The organism is Pseudomonas sp. SK2 (assembly GCF_016772395.1).
In the GTDB taxonomy this organism is placed as follows: Bacteria; Pseudomonadota; Gammaproteobacteria; order Pseudomonadales; family Pseudomonadaceae; genus Aquipseudomonas; species Aquipseudomonas taiwanensis.
The window spans coordinates 4298984-4323271 of sequence record NZ_CP061944.1 but is presented as its reverse complement, the minus strand read 5'-3'; the positions used below and the strand labels follow the sequence as shown (position 1 = coordinate 4323271).

General features: G+C 62.1%; 30 protein-coding genes. 17 read left to right on the top strand and 13 right to left on the bottom strand.

Features of this window, described 5'->3' with window-relative positions:
- Positions 1–42 precede the first annotated feature (42 nt).
- Together IF103_RS19455 and IF103_RS19450 are read left to right on the top strand one after the other, a co-directional pair.
- Complete coding sequence (locus tag IF103_RS19455; protein ID WP_027906584.1) at positions 43–444, top strand: hypothetical protein; 402 nt, start codon at positions 43–45, stop codon at positions 442–444.
- A complete protein-coding gene (locus IF103_RS19450; protein ID WP_202675594.1) occupies positions 437–1813 on the top strand; it encodes a class II fumarate hydratase in 1377 nt (458 codons plus the stop codon). The genes IF103_RS19455 and IF103_RS19450 overlap by 8 nt, the downstream gene beginning before the upstream one ends.
- A 141-nt stretch (positions 1814–1954) precedes the next feature.
- Here IF103_RS19450 and IF103_RS19445 read toward each other — a convergent pair whose 3' ends face one another.
- The 10 genes from IF103_RS19445 to IF103_RS19400 form a co-directional block, all read right to left on the bottom strand.
- Positions 1955–2227 (bottom strand): HPr family phosphocarrier protein, encoded by a 273-nt coding sequence (locus IF103_RS19445; RefSeq protein ID WP_023382150.1) that lies wholly within the window; start codon positions 2225–2227, stop codon positions 1955–1957.
- A gap of 20 nt (positions 2228–2247) precedes the next feature.
- Positions 2248–3102 carry an RNase adapter RapZ gene (gene rapZ / locus IF103_RS19440; protein WP_202675592.1) on the bottom strand — a complete coding sequence of 285 codons (855 nt, stop codon included), beginning with the start codon at positions 3100–3102 and terminating at the stop codon, positions 2248–2250.
- A 2-nt stretch (positions 3103–3104) separates the two neighbouring features.
- Entirely contained in the window at positions 3105–3569 is a 465-nt protein-coding gene (gene ptsN / locus IF103_RS19435) for a PTS IIA-like nitrogen regulatory protein PtsN (protein ID WP_023382148.1), read from the bottom strand.
- Between the two features lie 12 nt (positions 3570–3581).
- The gene (gene hpf / locus IF103_RS19430) at positions 3582–3890 is read right to left on the bottom strand and encodes a ribosome hibernation-promoting factor, HPF/YfiA family (RefSeq protein WP_023382147.1); all 309 of its coding nucleotides are present in this window, start codon (positions 3888–3890) and stop codon (positions 3582–3584) included.
- 78 nt (positions 3891–3968) lie between these two features.
- Positions 3969–5462: an RNA polymerase factor sigma-54 gene (locus tag IF103_RS19425; protein ID WP_023382146.1), complete on the bottom strand. Its 1494-nt coding sequence runs from the start codon at positions 5460–5462 to the stop codon at positions 3969–3971.
- Positions 5463–5634: 172 nt separating this feature from the next.
- The gene (lptB, locus tag IF103_RS19420; protein ID WP_003257916.1) at positions 5635–6360 is read right to left on the bottom strand and encodes an LPS export ABC transporter ATP-binding protein; all 726 of its coding nucleotides are present in this window, start codon (positions 6358–6360) and stop codon (positions 5635–5637) included.
- Positions 6361–6885 carry a lipopolysaccharide transport periplasmic protein LptA gene (gene lptA / locus IF103_RS19415; RefSeq protein ID WP_023382145.1) on the bottom strand — a complete coding sequence of 175 codons (525 nt, stop codon included), beginning with the start codon at positions 6883–6885 and terminating at the stop codon, positions 6361–6363. It abuts the gene before it with no gap.
- Positions 6872–7444: an LPS export ABC transporter periplasmic protein LptC gene (lptC, locus tag IF103_RS19410; RefSeq protein WP_023382144.1), complete on the bottom strand. Its 573-nt coding sequence runs from the start codon at positions 7442–7444 to the stop codon at positions 6872–6874. The genes lptA and lptC overlap by 14 nt, the downstream gene beginning before the upstream one ends.
- A gap of 8 nt (positions 7445–7452) precedes the next feature.
- Positions 7453–7977, bottom strand: coding sequence for a KdsC family phosphatase (locus IF103_RS19405; RefSeq protein WP_023382143.1), 525 nt, complete (start codon positions 7975–7977; stop codon positions 7453–7455).
- Between the two features lie 13 nt (positions 7978–7990).
- Positions 7991–8965: a KpsF/GutQ family sugar-phosphate isomerase gene (locus IF103_RS19400; RefSeq protein ID WP_023382142.1), complete on the bottom strand. Its 975-nt coding sequence runs from the start codon at positions 8963–8965 to the stop codon at positions 7991–7993.
- A gap of 248 nt (positions 8966–9213) precedes the next feature.
- On the opposite strand from IF103_RS19400, the gene IF103_RS19395 reads away from it, so the two are divergent.
- The 10 genes from IF103_RS19395 to hisC all read left to right on the top strand — a co-directional run bounded on the left by IF103_RS19395 (position 9214) and on the right by hisC (position 17139).
- The gene (locus IF103_RS19395) at positions 9214–10023 is read left to right on the top strand and encodes an ATP-binding cassette domain-containing protein (RefSeq protein WP_012270662.1); all 810 of its coding nucleotides are present in this window, start codon (positions 9214–9216) and stop codon (positions 10021–10023) included.
- Positions 10023–10820 carry a lipid asymmetry maintenance ABC transporter permease subunit MlaE gene (gene mlaE / locus IF103_RS19390; protein WP_023382141.1) on the top strand — a complete coding sequence of 266 codons (798 nt, stop codon included), beginning with the start codon at positions 10023–10025 and terminating at the stop codon, positions 10818–10820. Before IF103_RS19395 ends, mlaE begins: the two co-directional genes overlap by 1 nt.
- The gene (gene mlaD / locus IF103_RS19385; protein WP_023382140.1) at positions 10820–11305 is read left to right on the top strand and encodes an outer membrane lipid asymmetry maintenance protein MlaD; all 486 of its coding nucleotides are present in this window, start codon (positions 10820–10822) and stop codon (positions 11303–11305) included. Before mlaE ends, mlaD begins: the two co-directional genes overlap by 1 nt.
- A gap of 9 nt (positions 11306–11314) precedes the next feature.
- Complete coding sequence (locus IF103_RS19380) at positions 11315–11962, top strand: MlaC/ttg2D family ABC transporter substrate-binding protein (protein ID WP_023382139.1); 648 nt, start codon at positions 11315–11317, stop codon at positions 11960–11962.
- Entirely contained in the window at positions 11959–12261 is a 303-nt protein-coding gene (locus IF103_RS19375; RefSeq protein ID WP_023382138.1) for an STAS domain-containing protein, read from the top strand. The genes IF103_RS19380 and IF103_RS19375 overlap by 4 nt, the downstream gene beginning before the upstream one ends.
- Positions 12262–12380: 119 nt before the next feature.
- Positions 12381–12620 carry a BolA family protein gene (locus tag IF103_RS19370; protein WP_003255121.1) on the top strand — a complete coding sequence of 80 codons (240 nt, stop codon included), beginning with the start codon at positions 12381–12383 and terminating at the stop codon, positions 12618–12620.
- A gap of 23 nt (positions 12621–12643) precedes the next feature.
- Complete coding sequence (gene murA, locus IF103_RS19365; protein WP_023382135.1) at positions 12644–13909, top strand: UDP-N-acetylglucosamine 1-carboxyvinyltransferase; 1266 nt, start codon at positions 12644–12646, stop codon at positions 13907–13909.
- Positions 13910–14002: 93 nt separating this feature from the next.
- Positions 14003–14638 (top strand): ATP phosphoribosyltransferase, encoded by a 636-nt coding sequence (gene hisG / locus IF103_RS19360; protein WP_023382134.1) that lies wholly within the window; start codon positions 14003–14005, stop codon positions 14636–14638.
- Positions 14639–14764: 126 nt separating this feature from the next.
- The gene (gene hisD / locus IF103_RS19355) at positions 14765–16090 is read left to right on the top strand and encodes a histidinol dehydrogenase (protein WP_023382133.1); all 1326 of its coding nucleotides are present in this window, start codon (positions 14765–14767) and stop codon (positions 16088–16090) included.
- Between the two features lie 2 nt (positions 16091–16092).
- Positions 16093–17139 carry a histidinol-phosphate transaminase gene (gene hisC, locus IF103_RS19350; protein WP_023382132.1) on the top strand — a complete coding sequence of 349 codons (1047 nt, stop codon included), beginning with the start codon at positions 16093–16095 and terminating at the stop codon, positions 17137–17139.
- Between the two features lie 100 nt (positions 17140–17239).
- Here the strand turns inward: hisC and IF103_RS19345 are convergent, their stop codons facing one another.
- Positions 17240–18397: an alkaline phosphatase family protein gene (locus tag IF103_RS19345; RefSeq protein WP_104881315.1), complete on the bottom strand. Its 1158-nt coding sequence runs from the start codon at positions 18395–18397 to the stop codon at positions 17240–17242.
- Between the two features lie 141 nt (positions 18398–18538).
- Here IF103_RS19345 and IF103_RS19340 point away from each other — a divergent pair, with 141 nt between their 5' ends.
- The 4 genes from IF103_RS19340 to IF103_RS19325 all read left to right on the top strand — a co-directional run bounded on the left by IF103_RS19340 (position 18539) and on the right by IF103_RS19325 (position 21436).
- On the top strand, positions 18539–19189 hold the full coding sequence (locus IF103_RS19340) for a FadR/GntR family transcriptional regulator (protein WP_023382130.1): 651 nt from the start codon (positions 18539–18541) through the stop codon (positions 19187–19189).
- Between the two features lie 13 nt (positions 19190–19202).
- Positions 19203–20483 carry a CynX/NimT family MFS transporter gene (locus tag IF103_RS19335; protein ID WP_202675591.1) on the top strand — a complete coding sequence of 427 codons (1281 nt, stop codon included), beginning with the start codon at positions 19203–19205 and terminating at the stop codon, positions 20481–20483.
- A gap of 152 nt (positions 20484–20635) precedes the next feature.
- Complete coding sequence (locus IF103_RS19330; protein ID WP_202675589.1) at positions 20636–21106, top strand: nuclear transport factor 2 family protein; 471 nt, start codon at positions 20636–20638, stop codon at positions 21104–21106.
- A 39-nt stretch (positions 21107–21145) separates the two neighbouring features.
- A complete protein-coding gene (locus tag IF103_RS19325) occupies positions 21146–21436 on the top strand; it encodes a GIY-YIG nuclease family protein (protein ID WP_023382127.1) in 291 nt (96 codons plus the stop codon).
- 31 nt (positions 21437–21467) lie between these two features.
- On the opposite strand, the gene yejK is transcribed toward IF103_RS19325, so the two are convergent.
- Entirely contained in the window at positions 21468–22475 is a 1008-nt protein-coding gene (gene yejK, locus IF103_RS19320; RefSeq protein ID WP_023382126.1) for a nucleoid-associated protein YejK, read from the bottom strand.
- Positions 22476–22867: 392 nt separating this feature from the next.
- Between yejK and IF103_RS19315 the strand changes: the two genes are divergently transcribed.
- Entirely contained in the window at positions 22868–23149 is a 282-nt protein-coding gene (locus IF103_RS19315) for an HU family DNA-binding protein (protein ID WP_023382125.1), read from the top strand.
- A gap of 50 nt (positions 23150–23199) precedes the next feature.
- On the opposite strand, the gene rlmF is transcribed toward IF103_RS19315, so the two are convergent.
- The gene (rlmF, locus tag IF103_RS19310; RefSeq protein ID WP_202675587.1) at positions 23200–24153 is read right to left on the bottom strand and encodes a 23S rRNA (adenine(1618)-N(6))-methyltransferase RlmF; all 954 of its coding nucleotides are present in this window, start codon (positions 24151–24153) and stop codon (positions 23200–23202) included.
- Positions 24154–24288 lie beyond the last annotated feature (135 nt).

Below are 24288 nucleotides of genomic sequence, written 5' to 3'. Positions count from 1 at the left end.
CTTATCAATTAATAATGAATATCATTATCCAGTAACTCGGCGATGATGTTCATGAAACCCGTCCTGCGCGAACTGCCCTACCTGGAAAACTGGCGTTGGCTCAGCCGACGCATCCGTTGCGCCCTCGAACCCGACGAGCCGCGCCTGATAGAGCACTACCTGGCCGAAGGCCGTTATCTGGTGTGCTGTACCGAAACGTCGGCCTGGACGGTGGCGTTGACCTCCTTCCGTCTCCTGCGGGATACCGCCTGTGATCGCATGCTGCCCTGGCATTGGCGCTGCCTGTGCCTGGACCAGGCCTGGCGCCCGCTGTTGGACCTGCGCAACCTCGATCGCCGCGAACAGAACCAACGCTGGCAGCCCTACGCCCTGCAATTGGCGAACTGCGTGCTGCTGCCTTCGATTTCTCCCGATGAACTGATGCAAGGATTTGAAGATGAGTGATACCCGTATCGAGCGTGACAGCATGGGCGAACTCCAGGTGCCGGCCCAGGCCCTGTACGGTGCCCAGACCCAACGCGCGGTCGACAATTTCCCGATCAGCGGTCAGCGCATGCCCGCCCAGTTCATCCGTGCATTGCTGCTGGCAAAGGCTGCGGCGGCCAAGGCCAATATCGAGCTCGAGCAACTGAGCGTCGCGCAAGGCCAGGCCATCGTCACGGCAGTCGAGCAGTTGTTGGCCGGTGACTTCATCCAGCACTTCCCGGTAGATGTCTACCAGACCGGCTCGGGTACCAGCTCCAATATGAACGCCAACGAGGTGATCGCCACCTTGGCCAGCCTTGTGCTCGGAGCGCCGGTCAATGCCAACGATCACGTCAATTGCGGCCAGAGCAGCAACGACATCATCCCGACCACCCTCCATGTCAGTGCCGCCTTGGCCTTGCATGGCCAACTGCTGCCTGCGCTGGACCATTTGGTGCAGGTGATCGAAGCGAAGTCGCTGCAAGTCCATCAGTTCGTCAAGACCGGTCGTACCCACCTTATGGATGCCATGCCGGTGCGCATGAGCCAGGTGCTCGATGGCTGGGCGGCTCAGATCAGCGGCGCGCGGGGCCATATCGAGGCGACGTTGCCCAGCTTGCAGGCCCTGGCCCAGGGGGGCACGGCCGTCGGTACCGGAATCAACGCCCACCCACGGTTCGCGGCCTGCTTCGCCCACCACTTGAGTGACCTGAGCCAGGTTCCGTTCACGCCTGGGCAGAACCTGTTCGCGCTGATCGGCTCGCAGGACACCGCAGTAGCGCTTTCAGGCCAGCTCAAGACCACCGCCGTTGCGTTGATGAAAATCGCCAATGACCTGCGCTGGATGAACTCCGGACCGTTGGCCGGTCTGGGGGAGATCGAGCTGCAAGCGCTGCAGCCTGGGTCGTCGATCATGCCGGGCAAGGTCAACCCGGTGATTCCAGAAGCCACGGCCATGGTTGCCGCGCAGGTGATCGGCAACGACGCGACCATCGCCGTGGCCGGTCAGTCGGGCAACTTCGAGCTGAACGTCATGTTGCCGGTGATTGCCCGCAACCTGCTGGAGAGCATCGAGCTGATGGCCAATGCCAGCCGCCTGCTGGCCGACAAGGCCATTGCCAGCTTCAAGGTCAATGAAGGCAAGCTCAAGGAGGCCTTGGCGCGCAATCCGATCCTGGTGACCGCACTGAACCCGATCATTGGCTACCTCAAGGCCGCCGAGATCGCCAAGACCGCGTACAAGCAGGGTCGCCCGATCATCGACGTGGCGCTGGAGCACACCGACTTGTCGCGTGATCAGCTCGAAGCGCTGCTGGATCCTGAAAAACTGACTGCCGGTGGTATCTGATCTTGCGCCTGTGCGGCGTATAGCGAGCAAGGCTCGCTCCTACAGACCCTCGCGATCGGGGTAGGAGCGAGCTTTGCTCGCGAGGCGTCGCGCAGGCGCTCGATCTCACAATCGCGGAGACACTGTGTCGAGCCCCGGCGATTACTCGCCTTCGTCGAAATAGTTGTTGATCAGCGCTACCAGCGCTTCCATGGCTTCATCATCCTGCTCGCCCTCGGTGAGCAGATGCACCTGGGTGCCTTTGCCCGCCGCCAGCATCATCACGGCCATGATGCTCTTGCCGTCCACCATCTTGTCCGGAGCTCGGCCGACCCTGACCTGGCAGGGGAATCGACCGGCCACGCCGACGAACTTGGCTGCCGCCCGGGCATGCAGACCCAGCTTGTTGATGATGGTTATTTCGCGGGCGGGCATCGTGGTGCGGATCCTGTGGGCTATAGGTCGCGGTGGCGGACCTGGACGTTTTTCAAAGATTGCTGCAGCAACTGGCCGAGACGTTCGGTCAGGTACACAGAGCGGTGGTGGCCACCGGTGCAACCAATGGCAATGGTGACGTAGGCGCGGTTGCTGGCGGCGAAGCGGGGTAACCACTTGAGCAGGTAGCTGGAGATATCGTTGAACATCTCTTCGACATCCGGCTGGGCAGCCAGGTAGTCGATAACCGGTTGATCGAGGCCGGAATGTTCGCGCAGCTCTGGCTTCCAGTAAGGATTAGGCAGGCAGCGCACATCGAACACCAGGTCGGCGTCGACCGGCATGCCGCGCTTGAAACCGAACGATTCGACCAGGAATGCCGTTCCAGGTTCAGGCTGGTTGAGCAGGCGCAGCTTGATCGAGTCGCGTAGTTGGTACAGGTTGAGGTTGGTGGTGTCGATCTTGAGGTCGGCCAGGTCGGAAATCGGCCCTAGCAGCTCGCTTTCGACACGGATCGCCTCGGCCAGCGAACGGTTGGCATTGGTCAGCGGATGGCGTCGCCGGGTCTCCGAGAAGCGTTTGAGCAGCGTTTCTTCATCAGCGTCCAGAAACAGGACATCGCACTGGATGTGCTTGCCACGAGCTTCTTCGAGCAACTCGGGAAACCGCGTCAGGTGGCTGGGCAGGTTGCGGGCATCGATGGAGACAGCAACCTTGGGCTGCTGCAACTCGGTGTTGATCAGCGCGTTCTCCGCCAACTGCGGCAGCAGCCCGGCGGGGAGGTTGTCGATGCAGTAGTAGCCGTTGTCTTCCAGCACATCAAGGGCGGTACTCTTGCCCGAACCGGAGCGGCCGCTGACGATGATCAGGCGCATGTTCAGTGCTCGTTCTGTACGTCCAGGACTACCTGGAACAGGGCCTCGCTGCTGTCGGCGGCACGCAGGCGATCGCGGACCTCCTTGCGATCGAGCATGCTGGCGATCTGGCGCAGCAGTTCAAGGTGGGCATCGGTGGCCGCTTCGGGGACCAGCAGGACGAACAGCAGGTCTACCGGTGCGCCATCAATGGCGTCGTAGTCGATAGGGGCATCCAGATGCAGCAGTGCGCTGACAGGTGCCGTGCAGCCTTCGAGTCGGCAGTGGGGGATGGCAATACCGTTGCCGAAACCGGTCGAGCCGAGCTTTTCACGACCGACCAGTTTTTCGAAGACGTCTTGCATCTCCAGTTCTGGAACTTGTTCGGCAATCAGTGTGGCGACCTTCTCGAGGGCGCGCTTTTTACTGCCTCCCGGCACGTTCACGAGGGAACGGCCGGGGGTCAGGATGGTTTCAAGTCGGATCATGGATGAGGGGGATCAGCGGGCGGCTGCACCTTGCAGCAGGCTTTGCTGTTTTTCCTTGTGTTTTTTCAGTTGGCGGTCGAGCTTGTCGGCCATGGCGTCGATCGCTGCATACATGTCTTCGTGTTCCGCGTTTGCGACCACTTCGCCACCAGGAATCTGCAGGGTCGCTTCGACCTTCTGTTGCAGCTTCTCGACTTTCAGGATGACCTGCACGTTGGTGATCTTGTCGAAGTGACCCTCCACGCGCTTAAGCTTTTGCTCTACGTATTCGCGCAGAGGGGAGGTGACTTCTACATGGTGTCCACTGATGTTGACTTGCATACAGCTTCTCCTTTGTTGCCCGTGCATAAAGAGGCAGGTATTGCACCTGCCCCGCAAACGCTGTGGCACATTCAGGGGCTACATCAGTCGCTTGCGCTCGCTCGACGGCGCGATGCCGAGGGACTCGCGGTACTTGGCGACGGTGCGACGGGCTACCTGAATGCCTTGTGCCTCCAGTAAACCAGCGATCTTGCTGTCACTCAATGGCTTTTTCTGATTTTCCGCCGCAACCAGTTTCTTGATGATCGCGCGGATCGCCGTAGACGAGCATTCTCCGCCTTCGGAGGTGCTCACATGGCTGGAGAAAAAGTATTTCAGTTCGTAGATGCCGCGCGGCGTGTGCATGTATTTCTGGGTGGTTACCCGGGAAATGGTCGACTCGTGCATGCCCACCGCTTCGGCGATGTCGTGCAGGACCAACGGCTTCATCGCTTCGTCGCCGTGGTCGAGGAAACCGCGCTGGTGTTCGACGATCTGGGTGGCGACCTTCATCAGGGTCTCATTGCGGCTTTGCAGGCTCTTGATGAACCAACGCGCCTCTTGCAGCTGATTGCGCATGAAGGTGTTGTCGGCGCTGGTGTCGGCACGGCGGACGAAACCGGCATACTGCGGATTGACCCGCAGCCGTGGGATCGCCTCCTGGTTCAGCTCGACCAGCCAGCGGTCGTTGTCCTTGCGCACGATCACGTCGGGGACCACATACTCCGGCTCACTGGATTCGATCTGCGAGCCCGGTCGTGGGTTGAGGCTCTGTACCAGTTCGATGACCTGGCGCAGTTCGTCTTCCTTGAGCTTCATGCGGCGCATCAGCTGGCTGTAGTCGCGGCTGCCGAGCAGGTCGATGAAATCGACCACCAGGCGCTTGGCTTCGCTCATCCACGGCGTGCTGGCGGGCAGTTGGCGCAGTTGCAGCAGCAGGCACTCGCCAAGATTGCGAGCGCCCACCCCGGCAGGCTCGAATTGCTGGATGCGGTGCAGGACGGCTTCGACCTCGTCCAGCTCGATGTCCAGCTCGGGGTCGAAGCCCTCGCAGATTTCTTCGAGGGTATCCTCGAGGTAGCCCTGGTCGTTGATGCTGTCGATCAGGGTCACGGCGATCAGGCGGTCGGTGTCGGACATCGGCGCCAGGTTCAGTTGCCACAGCAGGTGGCTCTGCAGGCTCTCGCCCGCGGAGGTGCGGGTGGTGAAGTCCCACTCGTCATCATCGTTGCTGGGCAGGCTGCTGGCACTGGTCTGGTAGATATCTTCCCACGCGGTGTCGACGGGAAGCTCGTTGGGAATGCGCTCGTTCCACTCACCGTCTTCCAGGTTCTCGGCGCTTGGTGCGCTTTCCTGGAAACTGTTGTCCTGAACTTCGGCGACAGGTTTGTTCTCGGCGTTGTCCGCCATCGGGTCGCTGTTGTCGAAGTCGTCGCCGTCTTCCTGACGTTCGAGCATCGGATTGGACTCCAGCGCTTCCTGGATTTCCTGCTGGAGGTCCAGGGTAGAGAGCTGAAGCAGGCGGATGGCCTGTTGCAACTGCGGTGTCATCGTCAGTTGCTGGCCCATTTTTAGGACGAGCGATGGTTTCATGGCTGGGGCTAAATACCTTGTTCGCCGGCGCGCATGCGCCATCCACTACACGAGGGCGCCGGAGCGCCAAATCAAGCAAGTTTTATGCCTTAAATTGTAGCGTTTGCCTAGAGCGCTGTAACAACTTAAGCCTCGATGAGGCGGGATTGCCAGTGCTCCAGGCGCGCCGGGGTCAGAGTCGGAACTCGTGACCCAGGTAAACTTCCTTGACCAGATCGTTGGCCAGGATGGTCTCGGCATCGCCCTCGGCGATCAGTCGACCATCGTTGACGATGTACGCGGTTTCGCAGATGTCCAGGGTCTCGCGGACGTTGTGGTCGGTGATCAGTACACCGATGCCCTTGGCCTTGAGGTGGTGGATGATCTGCTTGATGTCGCCTACGGAAATCGGGTCGACACCGGCGAAAGGTTCGTCCAGCAGGATGAACTTCGGCGCGGTCGCCAGGGCCCGGGCGATTTCCACGCGGCGACGCTCGCCGCCCGACAGGCTCATGCCGAGGTTGTCGCGGATGTGGCTGATGTGGAATTCCTGCAGCAGGCTTTCCAGCTCCTTGCGACGGCCATCGCGGTCCAGGTCCTTGCGGGTCTCGAGAATCGCCATGATGTTGTCGGCCACCGACAGCTTGCGGAAGATCGAGGCCTCCTGGGGCAGGTAACCGATACCGGCGCGGGCGCGACCGTGCATCGGCTGGTGGCTGACATCGAGGTTGTCGATGAGCACGCGGCCCTGGTCGGCCTGGACCAGGCCTACGATCATGTAGAAGCACGTGGTCTTGCCGGCGCCGTTGGGGCCGAGCAGGCCGACGATCTGGCCGCTGTCGATCGACAGGCTGACGTCGCGTACGACTTGCCGCCCCTTGTAGCTCTTGGCCAGGTGCTGGGCTTTGAGGGTTGCCATTTACTCGGCCTTCTTCTTCGGCTGGATCACCATGTCGATACGCTGACGCGGTGCAGTCACGTTGCCACCTCGGCCCGCGGTCGCAACCTGGGTCTTGGTGTTGTAGACGATCTTCTCGCCTTCGGTGGTGTTGCCTTCGTTCTCGACCTTGGCGCGGTCGGTGAGGATCACCATGTCTTTCTGCGCCTGGTACTGAATGGTCACGGCCCAGCCTTTCATCTTGTCGGGCTTGGCGGCGCTCTGCTGCTGCTCGAAGTAGGCCAGGTTGCCAACCGAAGTCACCACGTCGATGTCGCCCGACTGGGCGCGAGTGATGGTCACGGTGTTGCCTTTGATCATCATCGAACCTTGGGTGATGATCACATCGCCGGTGTAGGTCGCCACGCCTTGCTTGTCGTCCAGGTGAGCGTTGTCGGCCTGGATGCGGATCGGCTGGTCACGGTCGTTCGGCAGGGCGAAGGCGCTCGCGCTTCCCAGTGCTGCGCTCAGGCTGAGCAAAAGGGGGAGGGTTTTAACGAGCCTCATACTGTCCTCTTACGTTAGAGAGCAGGTCCATCCTGCCTTCTTTCAAATACGCTTTCATTCCTTTGCCCGTAGTTGTGCCACCGGCGCCGTCGATTCTAACGGCTTGCTCGGTCTGCGCATATTGCTTCTGCGGGAACACGGTCATGCGTGAGCTGGTAATGATGGTTTCGCGCTGCTTCTCGTCGGTACGGGCAACGCGAACCTGGTCGATCAGTTCGACCTCGGTGCCATCCGGGTTGACCTCGGCGCGCGCACTCTGCACGTGCCAGGGGAACTCGGTGCCGCGGTACAGGTGCAGGTCAGGCTTGGTCACCAGGGTGACTTCGCTGGCGGTCAGGTGCTCGACCTTGTCGGCGGTCATTTCGTACTGCAGCTTGCCGTCGGGCAGAAACTGCAGGCTATGGGCATTGATCGCATAGTAGTCGATCGCGCTCTCGTCCACCTGGGCCGCAGGCTTGTCGAGGAAACTCTCCGGGCTGACGTTCCAGTAGCCGATTGCCACCAGCAGGGCGGCAATGACCGCGAGCAGCGCGATGGTGCGGGCTTTCTTGCTGAACATGGGCGGCTCTACAGGTAATTTGCGTTGGCAGCGTCCAGGGTGCCCTGGGCCTGCATGATCAGTTCACAGAACTCGCGGGCGGCGCCTTCGCCGCCGCGTGCCTGGGTCACGCCATGGGCGTGCTGGCGAACGAACGGTGCGGCGCTGGCCACCGCCATGCCCAGGCCCACCCGGCGAATCACGGGGAGGTCGGGCAGGTCGTCGCCCAGGTAGGCGACCTGTTCATAGCTTAGGCCCAGTTCGGCGAGCAGGCCGTCGAGCACCACCAGTTTGTCTTCCCGGCCTTGGTACAGGTGCGGGATGCCCAGGTTCCTGGCCCGACGCTCGACCACTGGCGTCTTGCGTCCGCTGATGATGGCCGTGGTCACGCCCGTGGCCATGAGCATCTTGATGCCCTGGCCATCGAGGGTGTTGAAGGTCTTGAACTCACTGCCGTCTTCGAGGAAGTACAGGCGGCCGTCGGTGAGGACGCCGTCGACGTCGAAGACGGCCAGCTTGATGGCCTTGCCGCGTTGCATGAGGTCTTGGTTCATGTCCATGCTCTCCTTACATGACCCCGGCGCGCAGCAGGTCGTGCATGTTCAGGGCGCCGGTCGGGCGGTCGTTCTGGTCGACTACCACCAATGCACTGATCTTGTGGTCTTCCATGATTTTCAGGGCTTCGGCGGCCAGCATTTCGGCGCGAGCGGTCTTGCCATGCACGGTCATCACCTGGTCGATCAGGGTGGTGTGCACGTCGATGTTGCGATCCAGGCTGCGGCGCAGGTCGCCGTCGGTGAAGATCCCGGCCAGCTTGCCATCCGGCTCGAGGATCACGGTCATGCCCAGGCCTTTGCGCGACATTTCCAGCAGCGCGTCCTTGAGCAGGGTGCCACGCTGGACCTTCGGCAGGTCATCGCCCGAGTGCATCACGTTCTCGACTTTCAGCAGCAGGCGACGGCCCAAGGCGCCACCGGGGTGCGAGAAGGCGAAATCCTCGGCGGTGAAACCGCGGGCTTCGAGCAGCGCGATGGCCAAGGCATCGCCCAGCACCAGTGCGGCGGTGGTCGAGGATGTGGGCGCCAGGTTCAGCGGGCAGGCTTCCTGGGCGACGCTGGCGTCGAGGTTGACCTCGGCGGCCTGCGCCAGGGGCGAGTCCGGGTTACCGGTGAGGCTGATCATCTGGATGCCCAGGCGCTTGATCAACGGCAGCAGGGTAATGATTTCGGCGGTGCTGCCGGAGTTGGACAGGGCGAGAATGACATCGTCGCGGGTGATCATGCCCATGTCGCCATGGCTGGCTTCGGCAGGGTGCACGAAAAATGCCGGCGTGCCGGTGCTGGCCAAGGTGGCGGCGATCTTGTTGCCGATGTGCCCCGACTTGCCCATGCCGACCACGACGACCCGGCCCTTGCTCGCCAGGATCAGTTCGCAAGCCTTGACGAAATTGGCGTCGATGCGGGCCATCAGGCTCTGGACGGCTTCGAGTTCAAGGCGCAGGGTGCGCTGGGCGGATTGGATCAGCTCGCTGGATTGGCTCATGTTCGGAAAGCAATGCCTGATGAAAAGGCGGCGATTATAGCCGCAATGGAAGAAACCCTCATCCTTTCCATCGTCCTATCGAATGTCATGAAAGTCTGTCCCTGGGCTGAACGAGTCAAGGCATGGCCTTGGGGCAGCCCTGTCAGCGGTGATATAGTTTCCCGCTATTCGGCCCGCCAGGGGCGCTTGTGCCTTCAAGAAGGAGGCCGGCGTCCATTAGGACGAGGTTGCACTAGCAAGGAGTCTAGATGAGTGTGGATAGCGCCTACGCGGTCGAGTTGAAGGGCGTCACCTTCAAGCGCGGTTCGCGCAGCATTTTCAGCAATGTCGACATACGCATTCCGCGCGGCAAGGTCACCGGCATCATGGGGCCATCGGGTTGCGGCAAGACCACATTGCTGCGCCTGATGGGCGCGCAGTTGCGTCCTTCCAGTGGAGAAGTCTGGGTGGCCGGGCAGAACCTGCCTACGCTGTCCCGAAGCGACCTGTTCGATGCGCGCAAGCAAATGGGGGTGCTGTTCCAGAGCGGCGCCTTGTTCACCGACCTCGACGTGTTCGAGAATGTCGCATTCCCGCTGCGTGTGCATACCCAGCTGTCCGACGAAATGATTCGTGACATCGTGTTGATGAAGCTTCAGGCCGTCGGCCTGCGCGGCGCCATCGACCTGATGCCGGACGAACTGTCGGGTGGCATGAAGCGCCGCGTGGCGCTGGCCCGCGCGATTGCGCTGGATCCGCAGATCCTGATGTACGACGAGCCCTTCGTCGGCCAGGACCCAATCGCCATGGGCGTATTGGTGCGGCTGATCCGCCTGCTCAACGATGCGCTGGGTATCACCAGCATCGTCGTTTCCCACGATCTGGCCGAAACCGCCAGCATCGCTGACTACATCTATGTGGTCGGTGATGGGCAGGTACTGGGGCAGGGCACTCCGGACGAACTGATGGGCTCCGACAATCCACGCATCCGCCAGTTCATGAAGGGTGACCCGGACGGTCCGGTGCCATTCCACTTTCCCGCGCCTGACTACCGCGCCGATCTGCTGGGGGCGCGTTGATGCGCAGAAAATCCTTACTCGAACGTATCCGTCTGTTCGGTCGCTCGGCGATCGACGTGCTGGCGGTGCTGGGGCGTTCCTGCCTGTTCCTGTTCCACGCACTGGTAGGGCGTGGGGGTATCGGTGGCGGCTTCCAGCTGCTGACCAAGCAGTTGTATTCGGTCGGCGTGCTGTCGCTGGCGATCATCGTCGTTTCCGGTGTGTTCATCGGCATGGTGCTGGCGCTGCAGGGCTACAGCATCCTGACCAAGTACGGTTCCGAGCAGGCGGTGGGGCAGATGGTCGCGCTGACCTTGCTGCGTGAGCTCGGCCCGGTGGTGACTGCGCTGCTGTTCGCCGGTCGCGCAGGCTCGGCGCTGACCGCCGAAATCGGCAACATGAAGTCCACCGAGCAACTGTCGAGCCTGGAAATGATCGGTGTCGACCCGCTCAAGTACATCGTCGCGCCGCGCCTGTGGGCCGGCTTCATCTCGTTGCCGATGCTGGCGTTGATCTTCAGCGTGGTCGGTATCTGGGGTGGGTCCTGGGTCGCCGTCGACTGGCTGGGTGTCTACGAGGGCTCGTTCTGGGCCAACATGCAGAACAGTGTTTCCTTTACCGACGACGTGCTCAACGGGCTGATCAAGAGCCTGGTGTTCGCCTTCGTCGTCACCTGGATCGCCGTATTCCAGGGGTACGACTGTGAGCCCACCTCAGAAGGGATCAGCCGTGCCACCACCAAGACCGTGGTCTATGCCTCGCTGGCTGTCCTGGGTCTGGACTTTATTCTGACCGCCTTGATGTTTGGAGATTTCTGATGCAAAACCGCACCCTGGAAATCGGTGTCGGCCTGTTCCTTCTGGCCGGGATCCTGGCGCTGCTGCTGCTGGCCCTGCGTGTCAGCGGGTTGTCGGCCAGCCCGAGCAGCGATACCTATAAAGTTTATGCCTACTTCGACAATATCGCCGGTTTGACTGTCAGAGCTAAGGTGACCATGGCCGGGGTAACCATCGGCAAGGTCACCGCCATCGACCTGGACCGTGATTCCTACACCGGTCGGGTGACGCTGCAGCTGGACAAGAATGTCGACAACCTGCCTGTCGACTCCACTGCGTCGATCCTGACCGCTGGTCTGCTTGGCGAGAAGTACATCGGCATCAGCGTGGGCGGTGAGGAAGACGTGCTCAAGGATGGCGCCACCATCCATGACACCCAGTCCGCACTGGTGCTCGAAGATCTGATTGGCAAGTTCCTGCTCAACTCCGTTGGCAAGGAACCGAAAGAAGCGCAACCGGCTAATTAAGGAGTTTCCATGATTTCGATTCTGCGACGTGGCCTGCTGGTCCTGCTGGCGGCCTTCCCCCTGCTGACCTTCGCTGCGCAGTCGCCGCGTGACGTGGTTCAAGGCACTACCACCGAGCTATTGAGCGACCTCAAGGCCAACAAAGAACAGTACAAGACCAACCCGAATGCCTTCTACGATGCGCTCAACCGCATCCTGGGCCCGGTGGTGGACGCTGACGGCATCTCCAAAAGCATCATGACCGTCAAGTATTCGCGCAAGGCCACGCCGGAGCAAATGCAGCGCTTCCAGGAGAACTTCAAGCGCAGCCTGATGCAGTTCTATGGCAATGCACTGCTTGAGTACAACAACCAAGGCATCACCGTCGACCCGGCCAAGCCTGATGATGGCAAGCGCGCCAGCGTCGGCATGAAGGTCACCGGCAACAACGGTGCCGTGTACCCCGTGCAGTACACCCTGGAGAACCTTGGCGGCGAGTGGAAAGTACGTAACGTCATCGTCAACGGCATCAACATCGGCAAGCTGTTCCGCGACCAGTTCGCCGACGCCATGCAGCGCAACGGCAACGACCTGGACAAGACCATCAATGGCTGGGCCGGTGAAGTGGCCAAGGCCAAGGAGGCCGCCGACAACTCTCCTGACAAGGAAGTGAAATGAGCGAGACCGGCGTGAGCATGGCCGAGCCTGGCGTTCTGCGCCTGGCTGGGGTGCTGGATTACCGCAGCGGCCCGGCTTTGCGCAAGCAGGGCCAGGCGCTGATCGCGGCATGTCGCGAAACGCACGTGGTGTTGGATTGCACGGCGGTCAGCAAGTCTTCCAGTGTCGGTCTGTCGCTGCTGCTGGGCTTCATGCGCGATGCCCAGGCCGGCGGCAAACGCTGGGAAGTGCGCGGCATGCCCGACGACATGCGCGAAATTGCCGGCGTCTACGATCTGGATGAGGTGCTGGCGAGCTGAACGCTCGTCGGTGAAGGTGGGCCCCTCGGTCAGCACATGCCCTTTATGGGCTTCGCAGGCGAGGGGCTTTTTTGTATGATGGCCGACCCGCGCGCATCGGGCGCCGATTGAGGTTGAGCATGCAGGCCGTAGAAGTTAAAAGCTTCCTTGAAGAGAAATTGCCGGGATCCCGGGTCGAAGTTGAAGGCGAAGGCTGCAACTTCCAGTTGAACGTGATCAGCGATGAGTTGGCTGGCCTGAGCCCGGTCAAGCGTCAGCAGGCGATCTATGCTCACCTGAATCCCTGGATCGCCAATGGCAGCATCCATGCGGTAACCATGAAATTTTTCAGCAGCGCAGCCTGGGCTGAGCGCACCTGAGCCAACTTGGCGGCGAGATTCCAATGGACAAACTGATTATTACTGGCGGCGCTCGTCTCGACGGCGAGATCCGCATTTCGGGCGCGAAGAACGCGGCCCTGCCGATTCTGTCGGCCACCCTGCTGGCCGATGGCCCGGTGACCGTGGGCAACTTGCCACACCTGCACGACATCACCACCATGATCGAGCTGTTCGGTCGCATGGGCATCGAGCCTGTGATCGACGAAAAGCTGTCGGTCGAGATCGATCCACGCACCATCAAGACCCTGGTAGCGCCCTACGAGCTGGTCAAGACCATGCGGGCGTCGATCCTCGTGCTTGGCCCGATGGTCGCCCGCTTCGGTGAGGCCGAAGTCGCCCTGCCGGGCGGTTGCGCCATCGGTTCGCGTCCGGTGGACCTGCACATCCGTGGCCTGGAGGCCATGGGCGCGAAAATCGAAGTCGAAGGCGGCTATATCAAGGCCAAGGCGCCAGAAGGCGGCCTGCGTGGCGCACACTTCTTCTTCGATACCGTCAGCGTGACCGGTACCGAAAACATCATGATGGCCGCTGCCCTGGCCAAGGGCCGCAGCGTGCTGCAGAACGCCGCGCGTGAGCCTGAGGTGGTCGACCTGGCCAACTTCATCAATGCCATGGGCGGCAAGATCCAGGGCGCCGGTACCGATACCATCACCATCGATGGCGTCGAGCGCCTGGGTTCGGCCAACTACCGCGTCATGCCCGACCGTATCGAAACCGGTACCTACCTGGTCGCTGCTGCCGTGACCGGTGGTCGCGTCAAGGTCAAGGACACCGATCCGACCATCCTTGAAGCGGTGCTGGAAAAGCTCAAGGAAGCCGGCGCCGACATCACCACCGGTGAAGACTGGATCGAGCTGGACATGCACGGCAAGCGGCCGAAAGCCGTGAACCTGCGTACCGCGCCATACCCAGCGTTCCCGACCGACATGCAGGCGCAGTTCATCTCGCTCAATGCCATTGCCGAGGGCACCGGCGCCGTGATCGAGACGATCTTCGAGAACCGCTTCATGCACGTGTACGAAATGCACCGCATGGGCGCGCAGATCCAGGTCGAAGGCAACACCGCCATCGTCACCGGCGTACCTGTACTCAAGGGCGCCCCGGTCATGGCCACCGACCTGCGTGCATCGGCCAGCCTGGTGCTGTCGGCGCTGGTCGCCGAAGGCGATACCCTGATCGACCGCATCTACCACATCGACCGTGGTTACGAGTGCATCGAAGAAAAACTGCAGATGCTCGGCGCGAAAATCCGCCGCGTACCGGGCTAGTCGCCCGCTGGCGCAGGGACGCGCCATTCGAATTGAATGCGGTCGGGCGAAACACGCCCGGCCGGCAGTAGCCGCTTAAGGACCGACGTTCCAATGCTGACCATCGCGCTTTCCAAAGGCCGTATTCTCGACGATACCCTGCCGTTGCTGGCCGAGGCCGGTATCGTGCCGACCGAGAATCCGGACAAGAGCCGCAAGCTGATCATTCCCACCACGCAGGACGATGTGCGCCTGCTGATCGTGCGTGCCACCGACGTGCCGACCTATGTCGAGCATGGCGCCGCCGACCTGGGCGTGGCCGGCAAGGACGTGCTGATGGAGTACGGCGGCCAGGGCCTGTACGAGCCGCTGGACCTGCAGATTGCCCGCTGCAAGCTGATGACCGCGGGTGTCGTCGGTGCGCCGGAGCCCAAGGGGCGCCTGCGTGTGGCCACCAAGTTCGTCAACGTAGCCAAGCGTTACTACGCCGAACAGGGCCGTCAGGTCGACATCATCAAGCTGTACGGCTCCATGGAGCTGGCGCCGCTGATCAACCTGGCCGACAAGATCATCGACGTGGTCGACACCGGTAACACCCTGCGCGCCAACGGCCTGGAGCCTCAGGAACTGATCGCCACCATCAGCTCGCGCCTGGTCGTCAACAAAGCCTCCATGAAGATGCAGCACGCCCGCATCCAGAGCTTGATCGACACCCTGCGCCAAGCCGTCGAATCGCGACACCGCGGCTGACTTCTGCGCGCGACCTCCGCTGTCGCGCCCGTCTATCCGCGTCATAGCCATTTTTCTCGGGTGCCCGCGCGGATGGACTGGTAGCCTAGGGCGCCTGAGCATTCGCTAACAATCGAGGCCCTCGCCATGACCGTGTCCACTGCAATTGCCCGTCTCAACGCTGCTGATCCGGATTTCGCCCGACATCTGGATCATCTGCTGAGCTGGGAAAGCGTGTCCGATGATGCGGTCAACCAGCGTGTGCTCGACATCATCAAGGCCGTGCGCGAACGCGGCGATGCGGCGCTGGTGGAGTTCACCCAGCGCTTCGATGGTGTGGATGCCAAGCGCATCGACGACCTGATTCTCGGCCGTGAACGCCTCGAACTGGCGTTGACCCGCATTACTCCCGCCCAGCGCGAAGCCCTGGAGAAGGCCGCCAGCCGCGTGCGCCTTTACCATGAACGGCAGAAACAGGACTCCTGGCAGTACACGGAGGCCGATGGCACGGTGCTTGGCCAGAAAGTGACCCCGCTGGACCGCGCCGGCCTGTATGTACCCGGAGGCAAGGCGTCCTATCCATCCTCGGTGCTGATGAACGCCATCCCGGCCAAGGTCGCAGGCGTGGGCGAGGTGGTGATGGTGGTACCGACCCCGCGTGGCGAGGTCAATGAGCTGGTCCTGGCAGCCGCGTGCATCGCGGGTGTCGACCGGGTCTTCACCGTCGGGGGGGCCCAGGCGGTCGCGGCCCTGGCCTATGGCACCGAAAGCGTGCCGCAGGTGGACAAGATCGTCGGTCCGGGCAACATCTACGTGGCCACCGCCAAGCGTCATGTGTTCGGCCAGGTGGGCATCGACATGATCGCCGGCCCGTCGGAGATTCTCGTGGTGTGCGACGGCCAGACCGACCCGGACTGGATCGCCATGGACCTGTTCTCCCAGGCCGAGCACGACGAAGACGCCCAGGCCATCCTGGTCAGCCCGGATGCCGCCTTCCTCGATCGTGTTGCCGCTAGCATCGACAAGCTGATGCCGACCATGGAGCGCGCCGAGATCATCGAGAAGTCGATCAATGGCCGCGGTGCCTTGGTCCAGGTGCGCGACATGCAGCAGGCCATCGAAGTGGCCAACCGCATCGCCCCAGAGCACCTGGAACTGTCGGTCGCCGACCCCCAGGCATGGCTGCCACAGATCCGCCACGCTGGCGCGATCTTCATGGGTCGTCACACCAGCGAAGCGCTGGGCGATTACTGCGCCGGCCCCAACCACGTGTTGCCCACCTCCGGCACCGCCCGCTTTTCCTCGCCGCTGGGCGTTTATGACTTCCAGAAGCGTTCGTCGATCATCTTCTGCTCCGAGCAGGGCGCATCCGAGCTGGGGCGAACCGCCTCGGTCCTGGCCCGTGGCGAGTCGCTGACCGCCCACGCCCGCAGCGCTGAATACCGTATCCTGACCCAAGACAAGGGGAACTGAGCATGAGTCGATTCTGGAGCCCCTTCGTCAAGGACCTGGTGCCTTACGTCCCGGGCGAGCAGCCTAAGCTGGCCAGACTGGTCAAGCTGAACACCAACGAGAACCCCTACGGTCCGTCGCCCAAGGCACTGGAAGCCATGCGCGGTGAACTCAGCGACAACTTGCGTCTGTACCCGGATCCGAACAGTGACCGGCTCAAGCAGGCGGTCGCCGATTACTACGCCGTGACGCCGCAGCAGGTGTTCGTCGGCAACGGCTCGGACGAGGTGCTGGCGCACATTTTCCACGGCCTGTTCCAGCACGGCGCGCCGTTGCTGTTCCCGGATGTCAGCTACAGCTTCTACCCCGTGTACTGCGGCCTGTACGGCATCGCGTTCGAACAGGTGCCGCTGGATGAGCAGTTCCAGATTCGCGTCGCGGACTATGCCAAGCCCAATGCCGGCATCATCTTCCCCAACCCCAATGCGCCGACCGGCTGCCTGATGCCGCTTGAGCAGGTCGAGCAACTGCTGCAGGCCAACCGTGATTCGGTGGTCGTGGTCGATGAGGCCTACATCGATTTCGGTGGCGAAACCGCGATCAAGCTGGTGGACCGCTACGACAACCTGCTGGTGACCCAGACCCTGTCGAAGTCGCGCTCGTTGGCCGGTTTGCGCGTGGGCCTGGCTGTGGGGCACCCGGACCTGATCGAGGCCTTGGAGCGGATCAAGAACAGTTTCAACTCCTATCCCCTCGACCGCATGGCCATCGTTGGCGCGGCTGCGGCCTTCGAGGACCGGGCTTACTTCGAGGAAACCTGCCGCAAGGTGATCGACAGCCGCCAGGCACTGGTCGAACAACTTACGGCCAAGGGCTTCGAAGTGCTGCCGTCGGCCGCCAACTTCATCTTCGCCCGCCACCCGCAGCAGGATGCGGCGCAGTTGGCGGCGCGGCTGCGTGAGCAGGGCGTGATCGTGCGTCATTTCAAGCAGGCGCGCATTGCCCAGTTCCTGCGCATCACCATCGGCACGCCGGAAATGAACCAGGCGTTGCTCGATGCGCTGAATTGAGCCGGTAGTCCACTCGCCGGCAAGCCAGCTCCCGCAGGCACTGTGCTGATCTCCAAGGTCGGTACGGTTTCTGTGGGAGCCGGCTTGCCGGCGTTTGCTTTCAAGGGGCAATGGTCGGCTTGTTGCGCACAGCCACCGGTATTCCATCCAGCACCAGGACGTAGTCGTTGGCCTGGCGCATGCCTTGCGGGTCGATCCATTGCTGAACGCTCGCCTGTACGTGAGCGGCCAATTGGCCATTGCGGTAGATGACAACCATCTGCTGTGATGAACTGTTCCACAGCAGCTTGGACTCACTTTCCCTTACCCTTGCCTTGCGCACTCCCGTGTCGCCCAGCAACGGCGTGCCATCGAGTTTCCAGTCGGGTAGCACGTCGAGCCCCATGTGCCGCAGCACCGTGGGCACCACCGACGTTTGAGCGGCAAAGCTGTACAGATTGTTCGGCCCGGGGTGGTCTTGCGCAGTGCTGGGCTCGGTCAGTTCTTCGTTCAGCGGTTTGTTGCTGGCGATGAACACGGTCTTTTCCTGCTCGCTCACGCCGCCGTGACCCGTGCCCCAATAGTCCCGGCCATGGTCGGTGCTGACGACCACCAGCCAATCTTCCAGCGGATGCTTGTGGCGTCGCTCGTCCAGTTTGTCCAGCAGGCGGCCCAGACGGCTGTCCGCATTCTGCAGGGCCTGCTGGTAGCGGGCGCCGAAGCCGTGGTCGTGACCGACCTGGTCAGGCTCATCCAGCTGGATGAAAGTGAAATCCGCCGGAGTGCTGTCGAGGATTGCCAGGGTACGCTCGATAACTTGCTCGTCGGTCAACCCGCTTTCGCGCACATCGTTGCCCTGGGCATCTTCCAGCAGGAACGCGGTGTTGATGGGCGACCAGTTCACAATGCTGGAAAGGTAGGCGTGGGGCAGGGCCTGTCTGAGCCGTCGGAACAGGCTTGGGTAGGCCGGGTCGAGCCTCAGTGACGGCTCGTTGGACACCACGCCGTGCTTGCTCGCCCAGACGCCGGTCAGCAGTGTCATCCACCCTGGGCCGCTGAGGGTTGCCTGCTCGCTCGCACGGCCAGTGATGCCTCCGCTATACGCCTTGCCGTAGTGCAGTCGCCGCTTGAGGTTGGTGTCTTCTCCCAGTTGCTCGTAACGCTGCAACTGGACACCGTCCAGGCCAACGATCAGCGTCTTGGGTTGAGCGGCCTTTGGCGACAGGTCGCAGCCGGCCAAAAGCAGGCACAGAAGCAGGGGCCATCGGTGAAACGGCATCGGTACATGTCCTCCAGCGCAACGCGCCAAGCGTTGCAACAACGCGGGCTGACCACAACTGGCAAAAATGCCAGGTGGTTTGCTGTTGCTGGCGCCTTGCTTTAAGCTTTCGAAAATTCATCGGATGATTGGTTGAGTAACATGAGCAGTGAATTGTCCAAGCGCTCGCTGGTCGAGCTGGCGGTCGAGCGCATGCGTGAGCGGATCCTCCAGGGTGACTGGCAGGTCGGCCAGCGCTTGCCGACCGAGCCCGAGCTCGCCCTGGAGCTGGGCATCAGCCGCAACACCGTGCGTGAAGCCATGCGCGTCCTGGCATTCAGTGGCCTGGTGGAAATCCGCCAGGGCGATGGCAGCTACCTGCGCACGGCCCAGGACCCATTGCAGGCCGTGCTGGCCATGTCGCGCTGCACGCCTGAACAAGCCCGCGAAACGCGGCACATCCTGGAGACCGAAGCCATCGGCCTGGCAGCCTTGCGCCGTACCGAAGCGGATGTGCAGGGGCTGCGTGAGGCATTGGAAGACAGCGGTAAGCACTTTCACGGCGACATCGATGCCTATGTGAACTGCGACCTGGTGTTTCACCAGCGGCTGGTGGATGCCGCGCACAACCCGTCGCTGAGCGAGCTGTATCGCTATTTCTCCGGTGTGGTGGCGGCTGCGCTGCAACGCAACATGAGCACGGTGCCGCGCTCCCAGGTGACCTTCGATCTGCACGGAGAGATTCTCCAGGCCGTCGAGCAGCGTGATCCTGAGCGGGCCAAGCGCCTGAGCCGAACCCTCATTGAATCCTGATATCGAGAAGGCCATGGCCGAACCAATGACCCGAAATACTTCCGACGGCGAGCGGGAGTTCGATGAACTGCTGATCGACGCTGAAGCCAACGACGCGCAAGTACAACAGCAACCGGTGGCGCTGGCGCGCCCGTGGCTGCTGTTGCTCGGGCTGGTACTGGTGGCGCTGAACCTGCGTCCCGCGTTGTCGAGCATGGCGCCTGTGCTGGGGCAGGTCTCTGCAGGCCTGGGCTTGACGGGCTCCGAGGCCGGGCTGCTGACCACGTTGCCAGTCCTCTGTCTTGGCCTGTTCGCACCCCTGGCACCGATTCTGGCGCGTCGTTTTGGTGGCGAGCGCGTGATTCTCGGTATCCTGTTCACCCTGGCCCTGGGCATTCTGGTGCGCAGCACCCTGGGGGTTGCGGGTGTCTTCCTGGGCAGCCTGATGGCCGGTGCGAGCATCGGCATCATCGGTGTTCTGCTACCGGGCATCGTCAAGCGAGACTTCCCGCGGCATGCCGGCACGCTGACCGGTGTCTATACCATGGCGCTATGCCTCGGTGCTGCGATGGCGGCGGGTGCCACGGTACCTTTGGCCACGCGCTTCGACGGTAGCTGGGCAATGGGGCTCGGGTTCTGGTTGGTGCCGGCATTGTTGGCGATGCTGGTGTGGTTGCCCCAGGCGCGCCAAGGACATGGCCTGCACAAGGTCGCCTATCGCGTGCGTGGGCTGTGGCGTGATCCGCTGGCCTGGCAGGTCACGCTGTACATGGGGTTGCAGTCGTCGTTGGCGTATATCGTCTTCGGCTGGTTGCCGTCGATTCTGATCGCGCGCGGCTTGAGCCCGACAGAGGCGGGGTTGGTGTTGTCCGGTTCGGTGATCCTGCAGCTGGTCAGTTCGCTCAGTGCACCTTGGCTGGCGACCAGGGGCAAAGACCAGCGCCTGGCGATCGTGATTGTCATGCTGCTCACCCTGGCCGGCTTGTTCGGTTGCCTGTATGCGCCGCTTTCCGGCCTCTGGGGGTGGGCGGTGGTGTTGGGGCTGGGCCAGGGCGGCACCTTCGCCCTGGCACTGACCTTGATCGTACTGCGCTCTGGGGATGCGCACGTAGCTGCCAACCTGTCCAGCATGGCCCAGGGGGTCGGCTACACGCTGGCCTCCATGGGGCCTTTCGCCGTGGGGGTGGTGCATGACTTGACGGGAGGCTGGGCGGCTGTGGGTTGGATCTTCGCCGTTCTGGGTATCGGTGCCCTCGTGTTCGGGCTTGGGGCGGGTCGGGCTGAGCATGTGCAGGTAACCTGCGAAAAAGTGTGAGGTGGGCGGCTGCACTGCGCCTGTGGCCGGCAAGTTGGCGCTGGCAGCGGTGGTTGCTGGCGATGGGTATTCATGGCGCAAATGGGCATGGCGTTGCAGGCGCTGGCGGATTATCGTGCAGCCTTCGCCCCCTCCAAGATGGACCTGAGCCCATGAGCGACGCCAACCGTGACCTGATCAACCGCTTCTACCAGGCCTTCCAGCGCCTGGACGCCGAGGCCATGGTGGCGTGCTACAGCGACGATATCGTCTTCAGCGACCCGGTGTTCGGCACGCTGCGTGGCGACGACGCAGGTGACATGTGGCGCATGCTCACCACCCGCGCCAAAGACTTTTCGCTGATCTTCGACCAGGTCCAGGCCAACCATGGCAGCGGCTGCGCGCACTGGGTGGCTACCTACCTGTTCAGTCAGACCGGGCGCGTCGTGATCAACGATATCCAGGCCCGCTTCGTGATTCGTGATGGGCTGATCTGCCAGCATGACGACAGCTTCGACCTGTGGCGCTGGTCGCGTCAGGCGTTGGGTCTGCCAGGTGTGCTGCTGGGCTGGTCACCCATGCTACAGAACAAGGTACGTCAACAAGCGTTCAAAGGGCTGCGTGCGTTCCAGCAAGCGCGCTGAGCGGGTAAGCTGTCGGCTTTATCCTCAGTGCGAAGCCTCGTGAGCGAAGTCGTCGAAAACACCACCGGCAAACCCTGGTACGTCTACCTGGTACGCGCCGCCAATGGCTCTTTGTACTGCGGCATCAGTGATGACCCGCAGCGGCGGTTCATCGCGCATCAGAAGGGGCAGGGCGCCCGCTATTTCAAGACCAGCCCGGCCCAGGCGCTGGTCTACGTCGAACAGTGGCCGGACAAAGGCGAGGCGCTGCGCCAGGAGCGGCTGGTGAAGAAACTGCGCAAGTCGGCGAAGGAGGCGTTGGTAGCCTCCTATGGCGCCGGTATCGCCTGAGAAGTTGGGGCCCTTGACTGGCCCGGCCCTGTCAGTCCTTGCGTCGCTTGAGCTGATCGACCAGCTGCGTTGGCAGGCCCTTGATGATCAAGGTTCCGGCCGCCTCGTCATACTCCACCTTGTCTCCCAGCAAATGCGCCTCGAAGCTGATCGACAGCCCCTCGGCGCGACCCGTGAAGCGGCGGAACTGATTGAGGGTGCGCTTATCGGCCGGAATCTCCGGCGAGAGCCCGTAGTCCTTGTTGCGAATGTGATCGTAGAACGCCTTGGGGCGGTCCTCGTCGATCAGGCTGGACAGCTCTTCCAGTGTGACAGGTTCGCCGAGCTTGGTTTGCGTGGTGGCGTACTCGACCAGCGTCTGGGTCTTCTCGCGTGCGGATTCCTCAGGCAGGTCTTCGCTCTCGACGAAATCGCTGAATGCCTTGAGCAGGGTGCGGGTTTCCCCTGGGCCGTCGACCCCTTCCTGGCAGCCGATGAAATCACGGAAGTAATCCGAAACCTTCTTCCCATTCTTGCCCTTGATGAACGAGATGTACTGTTTGGAATTCTGGTTGTTCTTCCACTCGGACAGGTTGATGCGGGCGGCAAGGTGCAGTTGGCCCAGGTCCAGGTGGCGTGAAGGGGTAACATCCAGCTCGGCGTTCACCGCCACGCCTTCACTGTGGTGCAGCAGGGCGATGGCCAGGTACTCGGTCATGCCTTGCTGGTAGTGGGCGAAGAGGATGTGCCCTCCAGTGGAGAGGTTGGATTCTTCCATCAGTTTTTGCAGGTGTTCGACTGCCACCCGGCTGAAGGCGGTGAAGTCTTTCTCGCCATCGAGGTACTGCTTCAACCAGCCGCTGAGCGGATAGGCGCCGGACTCGCCGTGGAAGAAGCCCCAGGCTTTGCCTTGCTTGGCGTTGTAGCTGTCGTTGAGGTCGGCCAGCAGGTTTTCGATGGCGTCCGATGCGCCAAGCTCGCTATCACGTGCATGGAGTACGGCGGGGCTGCCATCGGGCTTCTTGTCGATCAGGTGAACGATGCAATGACGGATTGGCATGGAATTCTCGAATGGGGTTGGGCGGTGCATGGCCGCGCTGCAAAGTCGCCAAGTTTACCTGAGTGAACCGGTGATGCAGTGGCCAGATGTTGGCGTAAATGCCTGTTGTTCGTTTTTTGTTCAATTTTGTGCGTTTTCGGGCTAAACCCCCGAAAAACCAGCACAAAATCAAAGTTGGCAGCGGATATTTATCCATTCCTGTGGTAGCTTTGCGCGGTCTTGCGCCCCCTGAAGTGGCGCATTGCTGGCAGTTGCTGGCGTCGTGTCGAACCAAACGCCGATTTTCGAATCTACATACGCGATTGGCGCGGCCCTCCAGTATTCAGGGGCTGGCCCGATAACGACGTAGCACGCTGCATAACCTCTGAATTTTTTAGGGAAGGAACACCATCATGGCATTGACCAAAGACCAACTGATTGCCGACATCGCCGAATCGATCGCCGCGCCAAAAGCCACCGCTAAAAACGCTCTGGAGCAACTGGGCCAGATCGTTGCTGACCAACTGGAAAACGGCGCTGAGATCACCCTGCCAGGCATCGGCAAGCTGAAAGTCTCCGAGCGTCCTGCCCGCACTGGCCGCAACCCTTCGACTGGCGCTGCCATCGAAATCGCTGCCAAGAAAGTCGTCAAGTTCGTTCCGGCCAAAGCCCTGACCGACGCCATCAACAAGTAATTGTCGATGTCTTGATGAAACCGCGCCCGGCTTGTCCGGGCGCGGTTTTTTCATGCCTGCGATTTACGCCGCGCATGCCAGGCCTGGCGCGCTGCGTCATCCTGGAAGCTCCAGGCGACCATGCGGCTCTGCTTCTGTCCCTGGCCCATCTCGACGATACGCACGGCCTTGGTTCCGACCTTCTTCAGGGCGGCCTCGATGCCAGGCAGGTTGCTGGCCTTGGACACCAGGCTGGTGAACCACAGCACTCGCTCGGCGTATTGCGCGCTTTCCTCGACCAGCTGGGTGACGAAGCGGATCTCGCCGCCCTCGCACCATAGCTCGTTGTTCTGTCCGCCGAAGTTCAGCACAGGCAACCTACGCTGGGGAGCCTGCTTGCCCAGGTTCTTCCATTTGCGCTGGCTGCCACGGGTGGCTTCGTCGCGTGAAGCGTGAAAAGGTGGGTTGCACAGGGTCAGGTCGAAGCGTTCGTCCTCTTGCAGCAGGCCGCTGAGGATGCGCTTGCGGTTGGCCTGCTGACGCAGGGCGATTGCCTTGCTCAGGCCATTGGCCTGGACGATGGCCTTGGCCGAGGCCAGGGCCACGGGGTCGATGTCCGAACCCAGGAAGCGCCAGCGATAGTCGCTGTGGCCCAGCAGGGGGTAGATGCAGTTGGCTCCGACGCCGATGTCCAGTGCGCGCACCTGGGCGCCCTTGGGGATGTCGCCGGCATTGTCCTCGGCCAGCAGGTCGGCGGCGACGTGGATGTAGTCGGCGCGGCCTGGAATCGGCGGGCACAGGTAGTCGGCAGGGATATCCCAGTGCTGGATGCCGTACTGTGCCTTGAGCAGGGCGCGGTTAAACACCCGCACGGCTTCGGGGTTGGCGAAGTCGATGCTGGGTTTGCCGTAGGGGTTGGTGATGGTGAAACGGGCCAGGTCAGGGTGGGCCTTGATCAGGCTGGGGAAGTCATAGCGGCCCTGGTGGCGGTTGCGCGGGTGCAGGGTGGGTTTGTTCGGGGTCATGCTCGGGTCCGGTGTTGCTTGCGCTGGCCAGAGGGCCGCTGTGCGGCCCATTCACGGCCAAGGCCGCTCCCACAGGATAGTGGTGCTACTTCAAGGCAGCCTCATTCCTGTGGGAGCGGCCTTGGCCGCGAACGA

Coding starts and splice junctions, on each gene's coding strand:
- IF103_RS19455 (WP_027906584.1), top strand. CDS start 43: ATGATGTTCATGAAACCCGTCCTGCGCGAACTGCCCTACCTGGAAAAC.
- IF103_RS19450 (WP_202675594.1), top strand. CDS start 437: ATGAGTGATACCCGTATCGAGCGTGACAGCATGGGCGAACTCCAGGTG.
- IF103_RS19445 (WP_023382150.1), bottom strand. CDS start 2,227: ATGCCCGCCCGCGAAATAACCATCATCAACAAGCTGGGTCTGCATGCC.
- rapZ (WP_202675592.1), bottom strand. CDS start 3,102: ATGCGCCTGATCATCGTCAGCGGCCGCTCCGGTTCGGGCAAGAGTACC.
- ptsN (WP_023382148.1), bottom strand. CDS start 3,569: ATGATCCGACTTGAAACCATCCTGACCCCCGGCCGTTCCCTCGTGAAC.
- hpf (WP_023382147.1), bottom strand. CDS start 3,890: ATGCAAGTCAACATCAGTGGACACCATGTAGAAGTCACCTCCCCTCTG.
- IF103_RS19425 (WP_023382146.1), bottom strand. CDS start 5,462: ATGAAACCATCGCTCGTCCTAAAAATGGGCCAGCAACTGACGATGACA.
- lptB (WP_003257916.1), bottom strand. CDS start 6,360: ATGGCAACCCTCAAAGCCCAGCACCTGGCCAAGAGCTACAAGGGGCGG.
- lptA (WP_023382145.1), bottom strand. CDS start 6,885: ATGAGGCTCGTTAAAACCCTCCCCCTTTTGCTCAGCCTGAGCGCAGCA.
- lptC (WP_023382144.1), bottom strand. CDS start 7,444: ATGTTCAGCAAGAAAGCCCGCACCATCGCGCTGCTCGCGGTCATTGCC.
- IF103_RS19405 (WP_023382143.1), bottom strand. CDS start 7,977: ATGAACCAAGACCTCATGCAACGCGGCAAGGCCATCAAGCTGGCCGTC.
- IF103_RS19400 (WP_023382142.1), bottom strand. CDS start 8,965: ATGAGCCAATCCAGCGAGCTGATCCAATCCGCCCAGCGCACCCTGCGC.
- IF103_RS19395 (WP_012270662.1), top strand. CDS start 9,214: ATGAGTGTGGATAGCGCCTACGCGGTCGAGTTGAAGGGCGTCACCTTC.
- mlaE (WP_023382141.1), top strand. CDS start 10,023: ATGCGCAGAAAATCCTTACTCGAACGTATCCGTCTGTTCGGTCGCTCG.
- mlaD (WP_023382140.1), top strand. CDS start 10,820: ATGCAAAACCGCACCCTGGAAATCGGTGTCGGCCTGTTCCTTCTGGCC.
- IF103_RS19380 (WP_023382139.1), top strand. CDS start 11,315: ATGATTTCGATTCTGCGACGTGGCCTGCTGGTCCTGCTGGCGGCCTTC.
- IF103_RS19375 (WP_023382138.1), top strand. CDS start 11,959: ATGAGCGAGACCGGCGTGAGCATGGCCGAGCCTGGCGTTCTGCGCCTG.
- IF103_RS19370 (WP_003255121.1), top strand. CDS start 12,381: ATGCAGGCCGTAGAAGTTAAAAGCTTCCTTGAAGAGAAATTGCCGGGA.
- murA (WP_023382135.1), top strand. CDS start 12,644: ATGGACAAACTGATTATTACTGGCGGCGCTCGTCTCGACGGCGAGATC.
- hisG (WP_023382134.1), top strand. CDS start 14,003: ATGCTGACCATCGCGCTTTCCAAAGGCCGTATTCTCGACGATACCCTG.
- hisD (WP_023382133.1), top strand. CDS start 14,765: ATGACCGTGTCCACTGCAATTGCCCGTCTCAACGCTGCTGATCCGGAT.
- hisC (WP_023382132.1), top strand. CDS start 16,093: ATGAGTCGATTCTGGAGCCCCTTCGTCAAGGACCTGGTGCCTTACGTC.
- IF103_RS19345 (WP_104881315.1), bottom strand. CDS start 18,397: ATGCCGTTTCACCGATGGCCCCTGCTTCTGTGCCTGCTTTTGGCCGGC.
- IF103_RS19340 (WP_023382130.1), top strand. CDS start 18,539: ATGAGCAGTGAATTGTCCAAGCGCTCGCTGGTCGAGCTGGCGGTCGAG.
- IF103_RS19335 (WP_202675591.1), top strand. CDS start 19,203: ATGGCCGAACCAATGACCCGAAATACTTCCGACGGCGAGCGGGAGTTC.
- IF103_RS19330 (WP_202675589.1), top strand. CDS start 20,636: ATGAGCGACGCCAACCGTGACCTGATCAACCGCTTCTACCAGGCCTTC.
- yejK (WP_023382126.1), bottom strand. CDS start 22,475: ATGCCAATCCGTCATTGCATCGTTCACCTGATCGACAAGAAGCCCGAT.
- IF103_RS19315 (WP_023382125.1), top strand. CDS start 22,868: ATGGCATTGACCAAAGACCAACTGATTGCCGACATCGCCGAATCGATC.
- rlmF (WP_202675587.1), bottom strand. CDS start 24,153: ATGACCCCGAACAAACCCACCCTGCACCCGCGCAACCGCCACCAGGGC.